This is a genomic window from Kitasatospora sp. NPDC056800, from assembly GCF_042789775.1.
In the GTDB taxonomy this organism is placed as follows: domain Bacteria; phylum Actinomycetota; class Actinomycetes; order Streptomycetales; family Streptomycetaceae; genus Kitasatospora.
The window spans coordinates 1-19,984 of the sequence record NZ_JBHUAL010000004.1 but is presented as its reverse complement, the minus strand read 5'-3'; the positions used below and the strand labels follow the sequence as shown (position 1 = coordinate 19,984).

Genomic DNA, 19,984 nt, shown 5'->3' with positions numbered 1-19,984 from the left:
GACGTCGTGACGGGCCCGGGGCCGACGGGCACCGCGGAGCCGACGGGCGGGACGGTCGCGACGGGCACCGCGGATCCGATGGCCCGCGAGCTGGCCTGGGCGGTCGCCGCGGCCGTGCCGGACCCGGAGCTGCCCATGCTCACCCTGGCCGACCTGGGCGTCCTGGCCGAGGTCGGGGTGGACGGCGGCAGCGGCACGGTGACCGCGTGGCTGACCCCGACCTACTCGGGCTGCCCCGCCGTCGCCGAGATGGCCGCCGACGTGGACCGCCGGCTGCGCGCGGCCGGGTACCCGGACGTCCAGGTGCGGCTGCGGTTGGACCCGCCGTGGTCCACCGACCTGATCACCGCCGAGGGCCGTCGCAAGCTCGCCGAGGCGGGCATCGCCCCGCCGCGCCCGACCGCCGCCGTCGCCGCGGCCGGACCGGTGGCGCTCACCCTCGGTCCCACCCGCACCGGAACCGCGACCGCGCCCACCACCGTGGCCGCGCCGAGGACCGCCGCCGCGCCCCCCGTGCCGTGCCCGCGCTGCGGCGACGCCGACACGGAGGAGCTGTCCCGCTTCGGTTCCACCGCCTGCAAGGCGCTCTGGCGCTGCCGGGCCTGCCGCGAGCCGTTCGAACGCGTCAAGGAGATCTGAATGCCCGCCGCTTCCTCCGCCGCTCCCGCCTCCTCCGCCGCCGGGTCCGCCCCCGACGCCGAGGGGACCGGCATCCGCCCCGCTCGCCGCCCGACCTTCCACCGGCTGCGGATCGACCGGGTCGAGCGGCTCTGCGAGGACGCCGTCGCGGTGACCTTCGCGGTGCCGGTCGGGCTGGCGGAGGAGTACGCCTTCCGCCCCGGGCAGACCCTGACTCTGCGCAAGCTGGTGGACGGCACCGACGAGCGCCGCTCGTACTCGATCTGCGCCCCGGTCGGCGGGCCGCTGCGGATCGCCGTCCGGGAGGTGCCCGGCGGGCTGTTCTCACGCTGGCTGGTGCGCGAGGCGAAGCCGGGCGAGGAGGTGGAGGTGCTGACGCCGTCCGGCCTGTTCACCCCCGAGCTCGGCGTCCCGGCCGACCACGTGCTGCTCGCGGCCGGCTCCGGGATCACCCCGATGCTGTCGATCGCCGGCTCCGTGCTCGCGGCCGACCGCAGCTCCACCGTCACCCTGCTCTACGGCAACCGGCGCAGTGACAGCGTGATGTTCGCGGACGAGCTGGCCGACCTGAAGGACCGCTACCTCGACCGCTTCCAGCTGGTCCACGTGCTCTCCCGGGAGACCAGGGACGCCGAACTGCTCAGCGGCCGGCTGGACCCGGAGCGGGTACGCGCGCTGCTGGCGGCGCTGGTGGACGTCGGGAGCGTTGGGCACTGGTGGCTGTGCGGCCCGTTCGGCATGGTCGTGGGGGCGAAGGACCTGCTCGCCGAGCTGGACGTGCCGGGTGAGCGGGTGCACCAGGAGCTGTTCCACGCCGAGGACGAGCCGCTCCCGGAGCGCGACGAGGACTGGGACCGGACGGACGCCTCGTCCGACGGCTCCGCCGACGGCGTGTCGGGCCCGCGGAGCGAGGTCACCGTCGTCCTCGACGGCCGCGGCAGCACGCTCTGCCTCCCGCGCGACCGCTCGATCCTGGACGGCGCCCAGCGCTCCCGCCCCGACCTGCCGTTCGCCTGCAAGGGCGGAGTGTGCGGCACCTGCCGCGCCCTGGTCACCGAGGGCGAGGTGGAGATGCGCCGCAACTTCGCGCTGGAGGAGAAGGAGCTGGCCGCCGGCTACGTCCTCACCTGCCAGGCCCGCCCGGTCACCGACCGGGTGACCGTGGACTACGACCGCTGAGCGGACCACCACCGCCGACCGGACCACGATCGCGGAGCCTCAGACGGTGGCGGGCTCCATGACCGGGTCACCGGGCGTCGGGCTCCCGACCCTCGGGCTCGCGACCGTCGGGCCGGAGATCGTCGGCCGCCCGGGCGCAGGGTCCCCGAGCAGCTTGACGAGGTCGTTGACGGCCGCCCGCCCGGCCCGGTTGGCGCCGACGGTGCTGGCGGACGGGCCGTAGCCGACCAGGTGGACGCGGGGGTCGGCGGTGGCCCGGGTGCCGGTGAGCGCGATGCCGCCGCCGGGGGAGCGCAGCCCGAGCGGAGCGAGGTGCCCGACCTCGGGCCGGAAGCCGGTCGCCCAGACGATCGCGTCCACGGCCAGCTCCTCGTCGCCCCAGGCGAGCCCGTGCTCGGTCAGGCGGTCGAACATCGGCCGGCGGTGCAGCGCTCCCAGCTCCTCGGCGCGCCGGTAGGCGACGGACGGGCCGAGCCCGGTCACGCTCACCACGCTGCGCGGCGGCAGCCCCTGCCGGACCCGCTCCTCGACCCTGGCGACCACCGCGCGCCCGTACTCGGGGGTGAACGGCCCGTCGTGGTAGACGGGCTCGGAGCGGGTGACCCACACCGTCTCGCCGACCGCGGCGACCTCCGACAGCACCTGGACCGCCGAGGCGCCGCCGCCCACCACCAGCACCCGCTTACCCGTGAACTCCTCGGGGCCGCGGTACTCGGCGTAGTGCAGCTGGCGGCCCGCGAAGCGGCCCGGGTAGTGCGGGAGGAACGGGCGGGTCCAGGTGCCGGTGGCGTTGATCAGCGCGCGGGTGGACCAGGTGCCGCGGTCGGTCTCGACCAGCAGCCGGGAGTCCGGGCGCTCGGACTCGGCGCGTACGGCGTGCACCGCGACCGGGCGTACGACCGGGAGCGCGTGCTGCGCCTCGTACGCCGCGAAGTACTCCGGCACCACCTCGCGCGCGGGGGCGTCCGGGGCCGGCGGCGGGAGTTCGGCGTCCGGGAGGTCGTGGACGCCGTGCACGGTGGCCATCCGCAGGGACGGCGAGCGGTACGCCCAGGCACCGCCGGGGACGGCGTTGGCGTCGAGGACGACGAAGCCGCCGTCGACGCCCGTCCGGTGACGGGCGAAGCCGCGGCGGTGCAGGTGGTAGGCGGCGGACAGACCTGCCTGTCCGGCGCCCACCACCAGGACGTCCACCCGTTCCGGAACGCTGTTCGTTGCACCGTAAACAGTCACGCCCGAGAAACATCGGGAGGTCGGCGGGTGTTCCCCGGTCAGGAGGGGAATGTCACGGGAGGAACGTCAGGAGACCGGGGAGATGACCGCGGCGGTGCCGTAGGCGCAGACCTCGGTACCCACGGCGGCCGCCTCCGTGACGTCGAAGCGCATCATCAGGACGGCGTTGCCGCCGCGCGCCTTGGTCTGCTCGATCAGCCGCTGCATCGCCTCGTTGCGGCTCTCGACCAGGGTCTTCGTCAGACCGCGCAGCTCGCCGCCGACCAGTGACTTCAGACCGGCACCGATCTGGCTGCCGACGTGGCGGCTGCGGACGGTCAGCCCGAAGACCTCGCCGATCACGTGGTCGACCCGGTAACCGGGGATGTCGTTGGTGGTCACGACCAGGACGTCGGCGTTCGGGCCCTGCCCGCCGCCGTACTCGTTGATGTCAGCCATGCGGCTCATCCTGCCAAACTCCTGCGTCCGAGTGACAGCGGCGGGGCCGGGCGGTGGCCGAGAAGGCTCCCGGAAGCTGGTCCGGACCGGTGATCGGGCGACCGAAAGGCCGTACCGTTAGCCCCATGGGCGAGCGAAGTGATCATCCACAGGGGCCGGGCGCGGCGGAGGACTCCGGCGCGCAGGAAATCGAGGCGACGGTGGTGCTGGGCCTGCGGATCACCGACTGGCCGGCCCTGCGCGCGGCCGCGATCAGGGCCGTCGAGGAGCTGGACTTCGGGGGCGTCGACCCGGCCGGGCAGCGCCGCGAACTGCTGCGCGAGGTAGCCGAGGACGCCAACGCGGCGCTCGGCGCGCTGCTGCATCCGGACCGGCTGGTGGCCGCCATCCCCGGGGTGGAGGCGATCGGCGGCACGCTGGAGATCAGCGTCACGGAGGACTTCACACCGGACTTCGCCGACCTGTTCCCGCTGGAGGGCGACGAGGAGGAGGGCGGCGCGGGTGCGGACTGGACGCTCACCCCGCGCACGGCCTGCCTGCTCCACGCCCAGCTGATCGGCCTGGCCGACGCCGCGTACGACGACCTCGACGAGCACGGGGACGAGGCGGTCGCCGACAGCGATGACGTGGACTGGACGGTCTTCGCCCGGCTTCCCGAACGCACCTGGCGGATGCACCGGGGCTGGCGCCGCGCGATGGCCCGGGCCTTCGACGACCTCGCCGACGACCTCGCGCTCGGCGAGTGGCCGCTGCCGCGCTGCCTGGCCGAGGACATCGCGCTGCGGATGGCCCTGGTGGACGCCCGGGCGCTGCTCGGTGCGCAACCCGAGTCGGTGGCGGACATGATGGGCGACCTCCCGGCCGACCTGTACGACTACGACTGGGACGGCTGCCAGGACGAGCTGTTCGGGGTCTACGGGCCGGACGAGGGCGATCCGGAGCTGGCGGCGGAGCAGCGCACCGAGATGCTGCTCGCGGCCACCCACCCGGAGGGCTGGTTCCTGATGTACGAGGACGCGGAGGAGCGGGACCCGCAGCGCGGCTACCGGCGCTGACGGGTCGAGTGCCGACGCGAGTGCCGGGGTGACTGCCGGGGCGGACGGGGCGGGCCGAGTCGGTCGGGGCGGGGCTGGCATCCTGGACGGGTGACTTCTCCTTCCGACGCCCCGACTCCCCTTACCCCGGCCCCCGCTCCGGAGGCCGGCCCCGGCGACGCCCCGTCGCGCGAGGACCGCGACGAGCGGCCGCAGTACGTGCTGCCGCTGGTCGTCCGGCTGGAGCGGGCCACTCCGCCGGGCCGGACGGACGCGCTGGAGACCTCGGCGCGGGCGGTGCTCACCCTGCTCGCCGACCCCCGGGTGACCGAGGCGGGCGGCGAGTGGGCGGAGCGGGTCGAGGCCTGGGAGGACGCCCGGATCCGCAAGGTGGTCCGGCGGGCCCGGGGCGGGGAGTGGCGCCGGGCCGGCGAGCTGCCGGGCGTCACGGTGCAGGGGCGGGAAGCCGAGGTGCGGGTGTTCCCGCCGGTCCCGTTGGACGGCTGGCCGAAGGAACTCGCCAAGCTCCAGGTGTCCGGGACGGACCTCGAGGAGACGGCCGAGGTCGGCGCGCCCGAGCCGGGGCTGCCGGTGCTGTGGCTCAACCCCGAGCTGGAGATGAGCGCGGGCAAGACGATGGCGCAGACCGGGCACGCCGCCCAGCTCGCGTGGTGGCGGCTGGACGAGGCGCAGCGCAAGGAGTGGGCCGAGGCCGGCTTCGCGCTCGCGGTCCGGACCGCCTCGCCGGAGGCGTGGGAGGAGCTCGTCCGCAGCGGGCTGCCGGTGGTCCAGGACGCGGGCTTCACCGAGATCGCACCGGGCAGCTGCACGGTGATCGCGGAGCACCCGGCGCTGCGGTGACGGGCTGACAGGCGACAGCGGACAGCGGACAGCCGACGGCGAACAGCTAACAGCTAACAGCTAACAGACGACAGCGAACAGATGACAGATGTCGAAATCTGTCATCTGTTCGCTGTTTGCTGTCGGCTGTCGTCCGTCAGCTGTGCTGATACCGCCGCATCGCCCGGAGTCCGCCGTAGGCCGCCAGGGCCGTCCAGAGCGCCATGATCAGCAGCCCGGTCCAGTGGCCGTAGTGGATGCCCGGCTCGGTCTGGGTGCGCGTCGCGTAGAGGCCGGCCCGGTCGGGCAGGAACTGGCCGAGTTCCCGGACGCCGGGGATGGCGGCCAGCCAGGTGGTGCCCAGGAACACCATCGGGGTCAGCAGGCCGAGCGCGGCGCTGAAGTTGCCCAGCATCGCGGTCAGTCCGAGGCAGAGCAGCACCATCATCGGGTGGTACAGCACGCCGGCCAGGAAGCTGCGGGCCAGGCCCGGGGTGGAGAGATCCAGGCCGACGGTGGTGCCGACGGCCAGGAACGAGCCCGCCGTCGAGGCCAGGCCGAGCAGCAGGCCCAGCCCGGCGCCGAGCGCGAGCTTGGCGCCGTACAGTCGGCCGCGCCGGGGGACGGCGGTGAGCGAGGTGCCGATCATGCGGGTGTTGAACTCCTGCCCGATCAGCAGGATGCCGAGGCAGGCCACCGCGACGTGGCCGAAGAGCAGCCCGTAGAAGATCCCGTTGGCCGGGTCCGGGGCGGGCGTGTGCTCCTTCGCCCCGTAGGCGGCGCTGACGGCGGCCGTGACGCCGACGGTCAGCGCCAGGGCGACCAGCGGGGCCGCCCACTGCGAGGGCAGGGTGGTGAACTTGACGCGTTCGGCGCGCAGGGCGCCGGCGAGCGTGCTCATGGTTTTCTCTCGTTTCCCGTTCGTCCGTCGTCACTTGGCGCCGATGCGGCGCAGCGCGCGCAGGCCGCCGTACGCTGCCAGCGCCGTCCAGAGCGCCATGATCAGCAGCCCGGTCCAGTGCCCGTACGCGACCTGCGGGTCGTCGGCGTACCGCAGGGCGTACTGGCCGGCCCGGTCGGGCAGGAACTGGACGACCCGGCGGACCCCGGGCACTCCGCCGAGCAGTGGCGAGAGCAGGAAGACGGTCGGCACCAGCAGTCCCATGGCGGCGGTGAGGTTGCCCAGCAGCGCGGTCGCTCCGAGGCAGAGCACCACGAGCAGCGCCTGGTAGAGCACGCCGGCGACGGCGCTGCGCAGGAGGGCCGGCCCGTCCCAGGCGCCCGGGGCGGTGGCCGCGTAGCCGGCGAAGGCGCCCGCCGTGCCGACGGCGCCGACGGCGAGGCCGACGAGCGCGCCGAGCGCCAACTTGGCGCCGTACAGCCGGTTGCGGCGCGGGACGGCGGTGAGCGACACGTTGATCATGCGGGTGTTGAACTCCTGCCCGATCAGCAGGATGCCGAAGCAGGCCAGGGCCGCCTGGCCGAAGTTGAGCCCGTAGAAGACCCCGACGCTCGGGTCGTCGGTGATGCTGTGGTCCTTGCCGCCGATGGCCGCGCCGATGGCGGTGGTGACCCCGGCGGTCAGCAGCAGGGCGAGCAGCGGGGTGATCCAGAGCGAGCGGAGGGTGGTGAGCTTGATCCGTTCGGCGCGCAGGACGTGCAGGACGTGCGCGGAGCCGGCAACCGGTGTGCTCATGCGGAGGCCTCCGCGCGGTACTCGACGCTGTCGGCGGTCATCCGCATGAACGCCTCCTCCAGCGAGTCCTGTTGGACGGCGATCTCGTACAGCACCACCCCGTTGGCGGCGGCGAGCGCGGCGATCCGCTCGGGTTCGGCGCCGCTCACCTCCCAGGCGCCGCCGTCGACTTCGGTGGCGTCGAGGCCGTGGTCGTGGCCGGGGTCGCCGAGCAGGGCGGCGAGCTTGGCGGGGGCGACGGCGCGGACCCTGATCCGGGTCCGGCCGTGGCGGTCGATGAACTCGGAGGTGGCGGCGTCGGCGAGCAGTCGGCCGCGCCCGATCACCACCAAGTGGTCGGCGGTGAGCGCCATTTCGGTCATCAGGTGGGAGGAGACCAGCACCGCCCGGCCCTCGGCGGCCAGGTCGCGCAGCAGGGTGCGGATCCAGCGGATGCCTTCCGGGTCCAGGCCGTTGACGGGTTCGTCCAGCAGCAGCACCGGCGGGTCGCCGAGCAGGGCGGCGGCCACCCCGAGGCGCTGGCGCATGCCGAGCGAGAAGCCCCGGATCCGCCGTCCGGCCGCGTCCGCCAGGCCGACCTGGCCGAGCACCTCGTCGACCCGGCGGGCCGGCAGCCCGTTGCTCGCGGCGAGCCAGCGCAGGTGGCCGTGCGCGGTCCGGCCGCCGTGCATCGCCTGGGCGTCCAGCAGTGCGCCCACTGTCCGCAGTGGGGCGGGGAGTTCGGCGTACGGGCGGCCGTCGACCAGGGCGTGTCCGGCGGTCGGCCGGTCGAGGCCGAGGACCAGGCGCATGGTGGTGCTCTTGCCGGCGCCGTTGGGGCCGAGGAAGCCGGTCACCACGCCGGGTCGGACCTCGAAGGTCAGGTCGTCGACGACGCGCCGGCCGTCGTACTCCTTGGTCAGGCCCTGGATCTCGATCACGGCCCGCTCCCCTCGTCTCGTCGTCGGTGGTCTCCGCCGGTGCCCGCTGTGGCTGCCCCGGTCGGTGGCTCCATTCGACCGGAGCGGGCCGGTGCGGCGGATCCCGCCGGGGCGGGGAGCCGCCTCCCTCCCAGGAGGGAGGGCGCGGGCGACCGGCGCGGGATCCGGGGACGGGGGGCGACCTGGCAGGATGGCGCAATGTCCAAGATCGCAGCGCTGAGGGGCGCGAGCGCGGTGTCCGGAGGCTCCGCGCCGGGAAGTGCGGTGTCCAGGCTCGTCGCGCCGCTGGCGGCCGGCGTCACGTACGCGCGGCTGCTGCACCTGCTGGTGGGGTGGATCTTCGCGGGCGTGGTGCTGATGATCTATCCGGGGACGTACCGGAAGGGCCTCGGAGAGATCCTCACGGCGAGCGTACTGGTGGACTGCGTGCTGCTCGCGGCGCTCGCGCTCATCCCGGCGGCTCGGCGGGCGGAGGGGGTGCAGGCGCGGCTGCTGCTGGTGCCCGACCGTGAGGAGGACATCGCCGCCGAGCCCTCCCGCACCTGGGCCGACCGGCGGCGGACGGCGGGCTGGCTGATCGGCCGGGTCGCGCTCGGCTCGCTGGCCGGGTTCGTGCTCTCCTTCGGCTCCGTCGCGTGCTACGACCGGCTGACCGGTCCGGACGCGCTCTGGTACCTCCCGTTCTCCCCTCTGCTGGTACTCGGTTTCGGCTGGTTCCTGGTCTTCGCCGGGCGCCTCCAACTCGCCATGGCCGTACGGCTGCTGGGCCCGTCGCCGACCGAGCGGCTGGCGGAGGCGGAGCTGCGGGCCGAACGCCTGCTGGAGCGCAACCGGTTGGCCCGGGAGCTGCACGATTCAATCGGCCACGCACTGACGGTGACGGTCCTTCAGGCGGGCGCGGCGCGCGAGGTCGGGGACCCGGCCTTCGTCGCCAAGGCGCTCGAAGTCATCGAGGAGACCGGCCGCCAGGCCATGGAGGACCTCGAACGCACCCTCGTGCTGCTGCGCGAGACCCCGGCCGGGGCGAACGGCGTGGCCACCGAACAGCCCGGGATCGACCAGCTGCCCGCGCTGTTCGACACCGCCCGGGCGGCCGGCAGCCCGGTGGAGGCGCGGATGGAGGTGCCCCCCGGCACGCTGCCCGGGGTGCTCTCCCGCGAGTCGTACCGGATCGTCCAGGAGGGTGTCACCAACGCGCTCAAGTACGCGCCAGGCGAACCGGTCGACATCCGGATCGCCGTACGGGAAGGGCAGTTGGAGCTGCGCTGCGCCAACCGGCTGCCCGGCGCCGGGCGTTCGGCGGTCGGCGCGGCCGGGCCTGCCGGTCCGGCCGGTTCGGCACGGCCTCCGGCGGGCGGTGCGGGCCGGGGCGCGACGCGCAAGGGCGGCAAGGGGCTGCGCGGCATCCGCGAGCGCGCCACGTTGCTCGGCGGGGAGGCGGCGGCGGGGGTGTCGCAGGAGGGCGGAGGGGAATGGGTGCTGACCGTCCGGCTGCCCCTACGCTTGGGCTCGTGACGAACGATCCTGTGACGCGAGGCCCGGCCGGAGGAGCCGCGGGGATGACGGACATCCTGCTCGCCGACGACGAGGAACTGGTCCGGGCCGGCCTGCGGGCCGTCCTGGAGGCGCAGGGGGACCTGCGGGTGGTCGGCGAGGCGGCCGACGGCGCGGAAGCGGTCGCGCTGGCCCGCGCGCTGCGCCCGCACGTGGTGCTGATGGACGTCCGGATGCCCGTGCTGGACGGCCTGGCGGCCACCCGCGAGCTGCTGCGCCCCGGCGCACCGGAGGAGCGTCCGCCGAGGATCCTGGTCGTGACCACCTTCGAGAACGACGACTACGTCTACCAGGCGTTGCGCGCGGGCGCCGACGGCTTCCTGCTCAAGCGCACCCGCCCGGCCGAGATCGCCCACGCGGTACGGCTGGTGGCGGCGGGCGAGTCGCTGCTGTTCCCGGCCGCGATCCGCCGGCTGGCGGCCGGGCACGGCAACCCGACCGCCCGGGCCGCCATGGAGCGGGCGGCGCTGACCGGGCGCGAGGCGGAGGTGCTGCGGCTGGTCGCGCGGGGCCTGAGCAACGGGGAGATCGCCGAGCGGCTGTTCCTCGGCGTGCAGACGGTGAAGACGCACGTCAGCAGCGTGCTGGCGAAGCTGGGGGCGCGGGACCGCACCCAGGCGGTGATCGCGGCGTACGAGTCGGGGTTCGTCGAGCCCTCGGAGTGAAGCGGACTGATGATGCGTCAGAATGACCCGCTCAGGCCGGGTAGGCGTGGGTCTGGGCGGCCTTGACCGAGGCCCAGACCGCGACGCCGGGCGCCAGCTCCAGCTCCGCGACGGCGGCCGGGGTCAGGTCGGCGGCCATCGGCAGGTCGCCGGCGAGTTCGACGCGGACCTGGTCACCGTGCAGGTCGAGCCCGGTGACCTCGGCCTGCCAGAGGTTGCGCGCGCTGGTCCGCGGACGCTCCCGGTACAGCGTCACGGCGGAGGGCGGGAAGGCGACGAAGGCCGGACCGTCCAGCTCCTCGGTGGTGGCCAGCACCGTGCCGTCCGGGAGCGTGACCCGGGAGCCCTCGGCCCGGCCCTGGTACAGGTTCAGTCCGACCAGCCGGGCGATGTAGTCGGTGCGCGGGCGCCGGGCGACCTCCGCCGGGCTGCCGGACTGCACCTCGTGCCCGTCCTCGATCACCACCAGTCGGTCGGCCAGCACCATGGCGTCCAGCGGGTCGTGCGTCACCAGCACCGCCACTGCCTCGAACTCGGCCAGGTGGCGCCGCAGTTGGGCGCGTACGTCGAGCCGGGTGCGGGCGTCCAGGGCGGCCAGCGGCTCGTCCAGCAGGAGCAGCCGGGGGCGTACGGCGAGGGCTCGGGCGAGCGCCACCCGCTGGGCCTGGCCGCCGGAGAGCCGGCCGGGGCGGACCGTGGCGTGGTCGGCCAGGCCCATCCGCTCCAGCCAGTCGGCCGCCTCGGCCCGTGCCTCCCGCTTGGGGCGGCCCTGGCAGCGCGGGCCGAAGGCGACGTTGTCGAGCGCGCTCAGGTGCGGGAACAGCAGGTAGTCCTGGAACACCACGCCGACCGGCCGCTCCTCGGCCGGGGTGTGCACGCGCTGCGCCGGGTCCTCCAGGAGGCGGCCGTCCAGGCGCAGGTGGCCGCCGGTGAGCGGGAGCAGCCCGGCGAGGGCGCGCAGGGCGGTGGACTTCCCGGCGCCGTTGGGGCCGAGCAGCGCCACCACCTCGCCGGGGGCGGCGGTCAGCGCGAGGTCGAGGGCGAACGTGGCGCGCTCGACCCGCAGGCGGGCGTCCAGGGCGGGGCCGGGGCGGCTTTCGGTGCTCATCGGGGCGGCGTCCAGGTGTCCAGTGCGTCTGCTGCGTTCAGCGTGTCCGGGATGGCAGGTGGGGATGGGAGGGCGCGTGCGGTCGGGATGGTGCGGGTGGTCGGGACGGCGCGGGCGGGAGGGGTCACGGCGTCGACAGCCAGCGGTCACGCAGGCCGACCAGGACGGCGACGGAGACCACCAGCAGCACCAGCGACAGCGCGATCGCCGCCTGCGGGTCCGACTCCATGGCCAGGTAGACGGCCAGCGGCATGGTCTGGGTGCGGCCCGGGAAGTTGCCCGCGAAGGTGATCGTCGCACCGAACTCGCCGAGCGCCCGGGCCCAGGCCAGGACGGCCCCGGCGGCGATCCCCGGCGCGATCAGCGGCAGGGTGACCCGCCGGAACGCGGTCAGCCGGGAGGCGCCCAGGGTCGCGGCGGCCTCCTCGTAGCGGGGGTCGGCGGCCCGCAGCGCGCCCTCGACGCTGATCACCAGGAACGGCATCGCCACGAACGCCTCGGCGATCACGACCCCGGTGGTGGTGAACGGCAGCGTGATGCCGAAGGCCGAGTCCAGCCAGGAGCCGACGATGCCGCGCCGCCCGAGCACCAGCAGCAGCGCCACACCGCCGACCACCGGCGGCAGCACCAGCGGCAGGGTGACCAGCGCCCGGATCACCCGCCGGCCCGGCAGCTCGGTGCGGGCGAGCAGCCAGGCCAGCGGGACGCCCAGGACCAGCGACACGGCGGTGGCCGCGGTCGCGCTGATCAGCGACAGGCGCAGCGCGTCCCAGACGGCGGTGCTGGTGAGCTGCTCGGACAGGTCGCTCCAGGGCGCCCGGATCAGCAGGCCGACCAGCGGCAGGACCAGGAACGCCAACCCGAGCAGCGCCGGGAGCAGCAGGGCGACCGGGGCGCGGTGCGTCCGCGGGCGTCGGTTTCGCGGGGCGCGGCTTCGTGGGTCGCGCTTTCGTGGGTCGCGGCGCGGCAGGGCCTTCTCGGCTTCCGCCGCGCCGCCGCCGACGGTGCGGTTCCGACCGGAGTCGCGTCCGGAGTCGCGTCCGGAGCCGTCCCCGGAGCCGGTGGTGCGCTCGCTCACGGTGCCTGGAAGCCCGCCGCGGTCAGCACCTGCTTGGCCTCGGGCGACTGGACGTACGCGACGAAGGCGGCGGCGCCGTCCTTGTTCGGCGCCTTGGCGAGCGCGGCGATCGGGTAGTCGTTCACGGCCTTGTCGGCCTCGGGGAAGTCCACGCCGTCGATCTTCGCAGCATCGGCCTGCACATCGGTCCGGTACACCAGGGACGCGTCGACCTCGCCGAGTTCGACCTTGGTGAGCGCGCCCTTGACGTCCTGCTCCAGGGTGACCGGGGTGAGGTCGACGCCCGCCGCCTTGAGCGCGGTCTGGGCGGCGGAGCCGCACGGCACCTCCTTCGCGCACAGCGCGACCTTCACGCCGGAGGCGGTGAGGTCCTTGAGACCCGCGATGTGCTTGGGGTTGCCCTTGGGGACGGCGATGGTGAGCGTGTTCCGGACGAAGGTCGTCGGCTGCCCGCTGGCACCGCCCGCGTCCGTCACGGTCTTCATGGTGGCCGGGCTGGCGGCGGCGAACACGTCCGCCGGGGCACCGGAGTTGATGCTGGTGGCGAGGCTGGAGCTGCCGCCGAAGTTGAAGGTGACCTTGGCGCCCGGGTTGGCGGCCTCGAACTTCTTGCCGAGCTCGGTGAAGGTCTCCTTGAGCGAGGCGGCGGCGAAGACGGTGATGGTGCCGGAGGCCTTCGGGACGCTGCTGCCCGCGGCGGAGGCGTTCGCGGAGGTGCTCGAAGAGGCCGAGGAACCGGAGGACTTGCCGCCGTCGCTGCCGCAGGCGCTGACTCCGAGCCCGAGGACGAGGACCGCGGCGGTGGCGACGGCGAGCCTGCGGGCGGTGGGCGTACGGGTGCTCATCGGTGCTTCCCCTCCAGGGTGCGCGCCGGGAGGGGCGCGAGGGACGAGCCGCAGATGCGGCCATTACGGCGATCATAGTGCCGCAAATGCGAGCGATGAATCCCCTGTCGGTTCGCACAGCTGGGGGCCGCAGGGGTCTCGGGGCTGCTGTGGGATGGCTCAACCGGGACTCGCGGGGCGGGGTGAGGACGGTGAGGCGGTCAGGCTGGTGGGGACGGTGGGCCGGTGGGGGCGCTGGCGAGGGGCGCGCGGTAATTGCGTCGCGCCGTGGGTGGTCGAACGGCGAGAGTGGTCGCCGTCCGTACAGACGGCCGGGCCGGTTGGACACACGGCCGGGGCCGAACCAAGGGGAGGAGTCCGTCCATGTCCACGCTGCGCGTCACCGCCGAGAAGCTGGTCATCCTGGAGCACCCGAACGCCGATGCCCTGGAGCTCGCCCAGGTCGGCCTCTACCGGGCGGTGGTCGCGAAAGGCGCGTACCGGACCGGGGACCACGCCGTCTACATCCCCGAACAGTCCGTCCTCCCCGAGGAGTTGATCGAGGAGCTGGGCCTGACCGGCAAGCTGGCCGGCGCCCGGGCGAACCGGGTGAAGGCGGTACGGCTGCGCGGCGAGCTGTCCCAGGGCGTCGTCTGCCGGCCCGCCGCGCTCGCCGGCACCGACCTGGCCGTCGCGGCCGAGCGCGGCGAGGACTTCGCCGAGCTGCTCGGGGTCGTCAAGTGGCAGCCGCCGGTGCCGACGTCGATGAGCGGTGACGTGGTCAGTGCGCCGGACCTGCTGCCCTGGGTGGACATCGAGAACCTCAAGCGCTACCTCGAGGCCTTCGCGCCGGGCGAGCCGGTCGTGCTGACCGAGAAGCTGCACGGCAGCTGCTGCCTGGTCACGTACACGGCCGCCACCGGCGAGGTGCGGGTGTCGTCCAAGGGCATCGGTGCGCAGGGGCTGGCGCTGGCCGAGGACGCGCGCAACCTCTACTGGCGGGCGGTGCGCGCGTACGACATCCCGGCGGTGGCGGCCCGGCTGGCGGAGCGCCTCGGGGCCGAGCGGGTCGGCATCTTCGGCGAGGTCTTCGGTGAGGGCGTGCAGGACCTGGGCTACGGCGCCTCGGCGCGCACCGAGCGGCCCGGATACGCCGCGTTCGACGTGTCGGCCGTCGTGGACGGGCAGCTGAACTGGCTTTCGGCGGCCGAACTGCTGGACGGGGAACTGCCGTTGGTGCCCGAGCTGTGGCGCGGACCGTTCGATCCGGAGACCGTGCTGGGGTTCGCCCGGGGCCGGGAGACCGTCTCCGGGCGTGAACTGCACCTGCGCGAGGGCGTGGTGGTGCGGCCGGTCACCGAGCGCTGGAGCCCGGTGCTCGGCGGGCGGGCGATCGCCAAGGTGGTCAGCGAGGCTTACCTGACCCGCAAGGGGGGCACCGAGTACGAGTGAGACGGGCCCGGATCCGGTGGCCGGGCAGGTCGGCCCGGCCGACCGGTCCGGGTGCGGCTCCTCTCGGTGCTGACCGCCCGTCGGTAGAGGCGGCGGGTGAGTCCCCGTACAGAAGGAGTGCCGATGGCCACCGAAGTCCTCCCCGTTCCCGACCCCGGCCTCGTGCCCGCCCCCACCTCCGCGATACCCGTGCCGGCCGGGAACCTGCTGGTCGGATCGCTGTTCGACCTCACCCGCCGCCCGCTGCGCAGCTACCTCGCGGCCCGCCGCGACCACGGCGACGTGGTGCGCTTCCAGGCCGGGCCGCCCGGGCTGCGGGCCGACTTCTACGGGGTGTTCTCGCCGGAGGGCGTCCGCCAGGTGCTGGCGGGCGAGGCGGCCAACTTCCGCAAGGAGGACCCGTTCTACGACGAGCTCCGGAGCAGCGTCGGCAACGGGCTGCTGACCAGCCAGGACGCCGAGTACCAGCGCCAACGCCGGATGGTGCAGCCGCTGTTCACCCGGCGCCGGGTGGACGGCTACGCGGACGCGCTCGCGCAGGAGGCGCAGTCGCTCGCCGAGCGGTGGCGGGCGGTGCCCGGCGGGGTGGTGGACGCGGCGGACGAGACGTCCCGGTTCGCGCTGCGGGCGGTCGCGCGCATCCTCTTCGGCGCCGACGTGGAGGAGGCGATAGCGGTGGTCCACCGCAGCTTCCCGGTGCTCGGCGAGTACGTGAAGGAGCGCGGCTACGCCCCGGTCCGCCTCCCGCGCACCTGGCCGACGCCGGCCAACCGGCGCGGTGCCGAGGCCCAGCGGGCGCTGTACGGGGTCTGCGACCGGATCATCGCCGAACGGGCCGCGCGGGGCGGCGGCGACGAGGGCGCGGACGACCTGCTCACCCTGCTCGGCCGGGCCCGCGACGACCACGGCGAGCGGCTGGATCCGGCCGAACTCCGGGACCAGGTCCTGGTGTTCCTGCTCGCCGGGCACGAGACCACGGCCACCGCGCTGGCCTTCGCGCTGCACCTGCTGGCCAAGCACCCCGAGCAGCGGTGGCTCGCCCGCGAGGAGGCGCGGACCGTCCTGGCCGGGCGCGCGCCGACGGCGGCGGACCTGGACGCGCTCCCGTACATCACCCGGGTGCTGAAGGAGGCGATGCGGCTCTATCCGTCGGCGGCCCTGGGCGGGCGGCGGGCGGTCGAGGAGACCGTCATCGACGGGTACGTGATCCCGGCGGGGGCACAGGTCGTCGTCGCGCCGCTGGTCACCCACCGGCACCCGGACCACTGGGAGGATCCGGAGCGCTTCGACCCGGACCGGTTCCTGCCGGAGGCGGAGCGGGCCCGGCACCGCTACGCCTGGTTCCCGTTCGGGGGCGGGCCGCGGGCCTGCATCGGGCAGCACTTCTCGATGCTGGAGGCGGTGCTGGCGCTGGGGGTACTGCTGCGGGACTTCGAGGTGGAGGCGGTGGACCGGAGGGTGGCGCTCGCCCAGGGGATCACGCTGCGGGCGGCGAGCCCGATGCGGATCCGGGTGACGGCTGACAGCTGACGGCTGACGGGGTTCAGCGAACAACGAACAGCGAACAACAGACAGCGGACAGATGACAGATTTCAAACTCTGTTATCTGTCTGTTGTCATCTGTGCGCCGTCCGCTGGGCAGACGACCGGAGCATTCGAACACATCACCCGGGCCTCGCGGGCAGCTTTTCAGATCTTTGTCTGACCGATTCCGGCCCCTCGATAGCGTCCCACGCACCCCAGGCCGGAAGCGCACATGCGGTTGGCATATGCCTTCGTATGCAGTCCGCCCGGCCCGGGGAGCCCGGGCGCACCGCGTACCGCCTCCGGGCCCGACCGGTCGACCGGAGGTCCCATGGGCACCATCAACCACCTCAGCTTCGGCTGGCTGACCCCCGCCCTCTCGTACCTGATGGCCTGCGCCGGCGCGGCCCTCGGGCTGCGCTGCACGCTGCGCGGGCTGGCCGCGAGCGGCCCGGCCCGGCGGAACTGGCTGGTCACGGCCGCCGCCGCGATCGGCTCCGGGATCTGGACCATGCACTTCGTCGCCATGTTCGGCTTCACCGTCGACGGCACCGAGCTGCGCTACAACGTGCCGCTGACCGTCCTCAGCCTCGTGGTCGCGGTGCTGGTCACCGGCCTCGGCCTGACCGTGGTCTGCTACGGCCGGCACCGCGGCCTCTCCCTGCTCTCCGGCGGCGTCACCACCGGTCTCGGCGTCGCCGCGATGCACTACCTGGGCATGGCGGCCCTCCGGATGCACGGCGGGCTGCACTACGACGCGGGGACGGTCGCGCTGTCCGTGCTGGTCGCGGTCGGCGCCGCCACCGCCGCGCTCTGGGCCGCCGTCACCATCCGCAACGTGTACGCGGCCGCGGCCGCCGCGATGGCCATGGGCCTCGCCGTCAGCTGCATGCACTACACCGGCATGGCCGCCGTCCACGTCCGGTTGGAACCGACCCGGACCGGTCTCGGTGGGGTCAGCCCGATGGAGTTCGTCTTCCCGCTCGCCGTCGGTCTCGGCTCGTTCCTCTTCCTCGCCTCGGCCTTCGTCGCGCTCTCGCCGACCGCCCAGGAGCGGGCCGGCTACCGGGAGGCCGGCGAGTTGGCCACTGAGGAGCTGCCCGCCGGGCCCCCGTACCCCGAGTCCCCGTACCCCGAGCCCGCCCGGCAGGAGCTCGCCCCGGCCGGGGCCGGGCGGCGCGGTGGCGAGGGGCGCGACGGCGAACGGCACGGCCGCGCCGCCTGAGCCGCGCCCCCTCCAGCCCCCGCCCGCCTGCCCCGCCCACCTGTCTCCGTCCTCCAGCCTCTCCCTGCCCGAAAGGCTCCTCACCCATGCGAGAAGACCGCGGTACCGCCCCCGGTGCCCGTCGGGGTGCCCATGCCGGGCCGCCCGCCCGTCCACCGCGGCCCGGCCCGTGGCTGCGCGGCCTGCGCCCCCGGACCGTCCGCGCCCGGATCATCGCCCTGCTGATGGTTCCGGTCGTCTCCGTCATCGCCCTGTGGGGGTTCGCCACCGTCACCACCGCCCAGGGCGTCTGGGGCCTGATGCGCCAGCGCGACGCCCAGCGCACGCTGCTCACGCCGGTCGCGGAGACGGTCGCCGGGCTGCAAGCCGAACGCACGGCCGTCGGTCAGCTGCTGGCCGCCCCGGTGGCCGCCCCCAGCGCCGTCCGGGAGAGCGCCCTGCGCGAGGCGGCGGCGGCCACCGACCGGGCGCTCACCCCGCTGTTCCCGGACCCCCGCCGCCCCGACCGGGGCTACAACCGTGCCGACGCCCAGGGCCTGGGCGGGGACGCGGCCGCCCGGCTGGACGCGCTCGGCGGCTCCCTCGCCGCCCTGCCCGTCCTGCGCGACCGGGTCCTGGCCAGGAGCGTCGGCTGGCCCGAGGCGTACGCCGCGTACGGCGAGGCGGTGGACCGGGCGCTCGCCGCCGCCGGTGCCGTCGCACCGCTCCAGGACCGCCAGGTGGCCGCCGACGCGCGGGTGCTGCTGGAGCTGGCCCGGTCCCGGGAACTGCTCGCCAGGGAGGACGCCCTGCTGCGCGCCGCCCAGCTGTCCGGCGGGCTCGGCGACGACCAGCTGCGGGAGTTCGCCGGCGCGGCCTTCGCCCGGCGCGAGTTCGAGCGGGGCGCCGCCGCCGAGCTGCGCCCCGCCGACCGGACGGCGCTGCTCGCCGTCACCGGTGGCCAGGACCACCGCGAGCTGGCCGGGTACGAGGACAGGGTGCGGACGGCCGCCGACGGCCGGACGGCGGTCGCGGCGGTGCCGGCCGACCGCTGGGCGATGGTCGCGGGCAATGTGGCCGGCGGCCTGCGGACCGTCGAGGACCAGGCCGGACGGCTCGCCGCCGAGCGTCAGGACCCGTACGCCCTGGGCCTGTTCACCCCGGCGGGGATGGCAGTGCTGCTCGGACTGGTCGGCGTGGTGGCCTCGTTGGTGATCTCGGTGCAGATCGGGCGCGGGCTGGTCACCGATCTGATCGGCCTGCGCAACTCGGCACTTGAGCTGGCCGGGCGCAAACTCCCGGCGACCATACGGAAGTTGCGTGCGGGGGAGGAGGTGGACATCGAGGCCGAGGCGCCCCGGCCGGTGGGCCGGGGCGACGAGATCGGCCAGGTGCAGCGGGCGCTGGGCACCGTCCAGCGGGCGGCCGTGACGGCGGCGGTCGAGCGGGCCGAGGTGCTCTCCGGGGTCTCCGGTGTGTTCGTCAACCTCGCGCGCCGCAGCCAGGTCCTGGTGCACCGCCAACTCACCCTGCTGGACGCGATGGAGCGCCGCACCGACGACCCGTCCGAGCTGGCCGACCTGTTCCGCTTGGACCACCTCACCACCCGGATGCGCCGCCACGCCGAGGGCCTGATCATCCTCTCCGGGGCCGCTCCCGGGCGGGGTTGGCGCCGGCCCGTCCCGCTGGTGGACGTGGTGCGCGCGGCCGTCTCGGAGGTCGAGGAGTACGCCCGGGTCGAGGTCCACCCGCTGCCACGGGCCGCGGTGGTCGGCCACGCCGTCGCCGACCTCACCCACCTGGTGGCCGAACTCGTCGAGAACGCCACCGGGTTCTCCCCGCCGCACACCCGGGTGCACATCCGGGGCGAACGGGTCGGCAACGGCTTCGCGTTGGAGATCGAGGACCGCGGCCTCGGCATGGGCCCGGAGGTGCTGGCCTCGGCCAACCGCCGGATCGCCGCCGCCGAGCAGAGCGACCTGTTCGACAGCGACCGGCTCGGCCTGTTCGTGGTCAGCCGGCTCGCCCGGCGGCAGGACGTCAAGGTCTCGCTGGTGACCTCCGCGTACGGCGGCACCACGGCGGTGGTCCTGCTGCCGACCACGCTGCTGGCCGACGAGACGGCCGACGATACGGCCGAAGTGGAGGCGGAGGTGGGGGCGGCGGAGGCGCGGTACGGCTTCGAGCCGGTGCCGCCCCTGCCGCGCGCGGCGGCGCCGGGCGGCGTGGCGGTCGGGGCGGGACCGACGGAGCCGGTGTTCGCCGAGCGGGCACAGCACGGCGGCCCGGAGCGGGAGTTCACGCCGGTGCACGGTCACGCGGGGGAGCCGACGGGCGGTCCCAGCGGTGTCCCGAGCGGCGCCCTGAGCGGCGATCCGAGGCGCCGGGAGCACCCGCGGGACAGGGCAAGTGACGGGCTTCCGGCGGCGGGTGGGCCGCCGCCGGAGGGTGGGGCGCTGCTGCCGTTCGGTGCCCGGGGCAGTGACCCCGGGCCGGTGCGCCGCACCCCCTACCGGGCCTCCGGTGCCCGGGTGGCCGGTCCGGCTGCGGACGGGGGCGCGGCTGCGGCCGCCCGTCCGCAGGCCGGGCCGCCTGT

Annotated in this window: 18 protein-coding genes; 10 read left to right on the top strand and 8 right to left on the bottom strand. The window is 74.8% G+C overall.

Annotation, left to right across the window (positions count from 1 at the left end; genetic code table 11):
* Positions 1-78 precede the first annotated feature (78 nt).
* Entirely contained in the window at positions 79-639 is a 561-nt protein-coding gene (paaD, locus tag ACFRQN_RS01710; RefSeq protein ID WP_380737541.1) for a 1,2-phenylacetyl-CoA epoxidase subunit PaaD, read from the top strand.
* The gene (gene paaE / locus ACFRQN_RS01705) at positions 640-1,818 is read left to right on the top strand and encodes a 1,2-phenylacetyl-CoA epoxidase subunit PaaE (protein WP_117491038.1); all 1,179 of its coding nucleotides are present in this window, start codon (positions 640-642) and stop codon (positions 1,816-1,818) included.
* 39 nt (positions 1,819-1,857) lie between these two features.
* On the opposite strand, the gene ACFRQN_RS01700 is transcribed toward paaE, so the two are convergent.
* Both ACFRQN_RS01700 and ACFRQN_RS01695 read right to left on the bottom strand, forming a co-directional pair.
* A complete protein-coding gene (locus tag ACFRQN_RS01700) occupies positions 1,858-3,051 on the bottom strand; it encodes an NAD(P)-binding domain-containing protein (protein WP_380737481.1) in 1,194 nt (397 codons plus the stop codon).
* 66 nt (positions 3,052-3,117) lie between these two features.
* Positions 3,118-3,489, bottom strand: coding sequence for a YbjQ family protein (locus ACFRQN_RS01695; RefSeq protein WP_049649739.1), 372 nt, complete (start codon positions 3,487-3,489; stop codon positions 3,118-3,120).
* 125 nt (positions 3,490-3,614) lie between these two features.
* On the opposite strand from ACFRQN_RS01695, the gene ACFRQN_RS01690 reads away from it, so the two are divergent.
* Together ACFRQN_RS01690 and ACFRQN_RS01685 are read left to right on the top strand one after the other, a co-directional pair.
* Positions 3,615-4,544: a hypothetical protein gene (locus ACFRQN_RS01690; RefSeq protein ID WP_143204631.1), complete on the top strand. Its 930-nt coding sequence runs from the start codon at positions 3,615-3,617 to the stop codon at positions 4,542-4,544.
* A gap of 90 nt (positions 4,545-4,634) precedes the next feature.
* The gene (locus ACFRQN_RS01685; RefSeq protein ID WP_380737479.1) at positions 4,635-5,384 is read left to right on the top strand and encodes an aminoacyl-tRNA hydrolase; all 750 of its coding nucleotides are present in this window, start codon (positions 4,635-4,637) and stop codon (positions 5,382-5,384) included.
* 136 nt (positions 5,385-5,520) lie between these two features.
* Here the strand turns inward: ACFRQN_RS01685 and ACFRQN_RS01680 are convergent, their stop codons facing one another.
* The 3 genes from ACFRQN_RS01680 to ACFRQN_RS01670 are packed head-to-tail and all read right to left on the bottom strand — an operon-like array spanning position 5,521 to position 7,979.
* Complete coding sequence (locus ACFRQN_RS01680) at positions 5,521-6,264, bottom strand: hypothetical protein (RefSeq protein ID WP_380737477.1); 744 nt, start codon at positions 6,262-6,264, stop codon at positions 5,521-5,523.
* Positions 6,265-6,294: 30 nt separating this feature from the next.
* Positions 6,295-7,059, bottom strand: coding sequence for a hypothetical protein (locus ACFRQN_RS01675; protein WP_380737475.1), 765 nt, complete (start codon positions 7,057-7,059; stop codon positions 6,295-6,297).
* Positions 7,056-7,979: an ATP-binding cassette domain-containing protein gene (locus ACFRQN_RS01670; RefSeq protein WP_380737473.1), complete on the bottom strand. Its 924-nt coding sequence runs from the start codon at positions 7,977-7,979 to the stop codon at positions 7,056-7,058. The genes ACFRQN_RS01675 and ACFRQN_RS01670 overlap by 4 nt, the downstream gene beginning before the upstream one ends.
* Positions 7,980-8,177: 198 nt before the next feature.
* Between ACFRQN_RS01670 and ACFRQN_RS01665 the strand changes: the two genes are divergently transcribed.
* Together ACFRQN_RS01665 and ACFRQN_RS01660 are read left to right on the top strand one after the other, a co-directional pair.
* Complete coding sequence (locus tag ACFRQN_RS01665) at positions 8,178-9,494, top strand: sensor histidine kinase (protein ID WP_380737471.1); 1,317 nt, start codon at positions 8,178-8,180, stop codon at positions 9,492-9,494.
* 44 nt (positions 9,495-9,538) lie between these two features.
* Positions 9,539-10,198, top strand: a complete 660-nt coding sequence (locus tag ACFRQN_RS01660; RefSeq protein ID WP_380737469.1) for a response regulator — start codon at positions 9,539-9,541, stop codon at positions 10,196-10,198.
* 31 nt (positions 10,199-10,229) lie between these two features.
* On the opposite strand, the gene ACFRQN_RS01655 is transcribed toward ACFRQN_RS01660, so the two are convergent.
* The 3 genes from ACFRQN_RS01655 to modA form a co-directional block, all read right to left on the bottom strand.
* Positions 10,230-11,306: an ABC transporter ATP-binding protein gene (locus ACFRQN_RS01655; protein WP_380737467.1), complete on the bottom strand. Its 1,077-nt coding sequence runs from the start codon at positions 11,304-11,306 to the stop codon at positions 10,230-10,232.
* Between the two features lie 124 nt (positions 11,307-11,430).
* Complete coding sequence (locus tag ACFRQN_RS01650) at positions 11,431-12,189, bottom strand: ABC transporter permease (protein ID WP_234348224.1); 759 nt, start codon at positions 12,187-12,189, stop codon at positions 11,431-11,433.
* 191 nt (positions 12,190-12,380) lie between these two features.
* On the bottom strand, positions 12,381-13,229 hold the full coding sequence (gene modA, locus ACFRQN_RS01645; RefSeq protein WP_380737465.1) for a molybdate ABC transporter substrate-binding protein: 849 nt from the start codon (positions 13,227-13,229) through the stop codon (positions 12,381-12,383).
* 363 nt (positions 13,230-13,592) lie between these two features.
* On the opposite strand from modA, the gene ACFRQN_RS01640 reads away from it, so the two are divergent.
* The 4 genes from ACFRQN_RS01640 to ACFRQN_RS01625 all read left to right on the top strand — a co-directional run.
* Positions 13,593-14,660, top strand: a complete 1,068-nt coding sequence (locus ACFRQN_RS01640; RefSeq protein WP_380737463.1) for an RNA ligase (ATP) — start codon at positions 13,593-13,595, stop codon at positions 14,658-14,660.
* Between the two features lie 123 nt (positions 14,661-14,783).
* Positions 14,784-16,190, top strand: coding sequence for a cytochrome P450 (locus ACFRQN_RS01635; protein WP_380737461.1), 1,407 nt, complete (start codon positions 14,784-14,786; stop codon positions 16,188-16,190).
* 325 nt (positions 16,191-16,515) lie between these two features.
* Positions 16,516-17,409, top strand: coding sequence for an MHYT domain-containing protein (locus ACFRQN_RS01630; protein ID WP_380737459.1), 894 nt, complete (start codon positions 16,516-16,518; stop codon positions 17,407-17,409).
* Between the two features lie 86 nt (positions 17,410-17,495).
* On the top strand, positions 17,496-19,984 hold a 2,489-nt coding region (locus tag ACFRQN_RS01625; protein WP_380737457.1), incomplete at its 3' end, for a nitrate- and nitrite sensing domain-containing protein.

Coding starts and splice junctions, on each gene's coding strand:
- paaD (WP_380737541.1), top strand. CDS start 79: ATGGCCCGCGAGCTGGCCTGGGCGGTCGCCGCGGCCGTGCCGGACCCG.
- paaE (WP_117491038.1), top strand. CDS start 640: ATGCCCGCCGCTTCCTCCGCCGCTCCCGCCTCCTCCGCCGCCGGGTCC.
- ACFRQN_RS01695 (WP_049649739.1), bottom strand. CDS start 3,489: ATGGCTGACATCAACGAGTACGGCGGCGGGCAGGGCCCGAACGCCGAC.
- ACFRQN_RS01690 (WP_143204631.1), top strand. CDS start 3,615: ATGGGCGAGCGAAGTGATCATCCACAGGGGCCGGGCGCGGCGGAGGAC.
- ACFRQN_RS01680 (WP_380737477.1), bottom strand. CDS start 6,264: ATGAGCACGCTCGCCGGCGCCCTGCGCGCCGAACGCGTCAAGTTCACC.
- ACFRQN_RS01675 (WP_380737475.1), bottom strand. CDS start 7,059: ATGAGCACACCGGTTGCCGGCTCCGCGCACGTCCTGCACGTCCTGCGC.
- ACFRQN_RS01665 (WP_380737471.1), top strand. CDS start 8,178: ATGTCCAAGATCGCAGCGCTGAGGGGCGCGAGCGCGGTGTCCGGAGGC.
- ACFRQN_RS01660 (WP_380737469.1), top strand. CDS start 9,539: ATGACGGACATCCTGCTCGCCGACGACGAGGAACTGGTCCGGGCCGGC.
- ACFRQN_RS01655 (WP_380737467.1), bottom strand. CDS start 11,306: ATGAGCACCGAAAGCCGCCCCGGCCCCGCCCTGGACGCCCGCCTGCGG.
- modA (WP_380737465.1), bottom strand. CDS start 13,229: ATGAGCACCCGTACGCCCACCGCCCGCAGGCTCGCCGTCGCCACCGCC.
- ACFRQN_RS01640 (WP_380737463.1), top strand. CDS start 13,593: ATGTCCACGCTGCGCGTCACCGCCGAGAAGCTGGTCATCCTGGAGCAC.
- ACFRQN_RS01635 (WP_380737461.1), top strand. CDS start 14,784: ATGGCCACCGAAGTCCTCCCCGTTCCCGACCCCGGCCTCGTGCCCGCC.
- ACFRQN_RS01630 (WP_380737459.1), top strand. CDS start 16,516: ATGGGCACCATCAACCACCTCAGCTTCGGCTGGCTGACCCCCGCCCTC.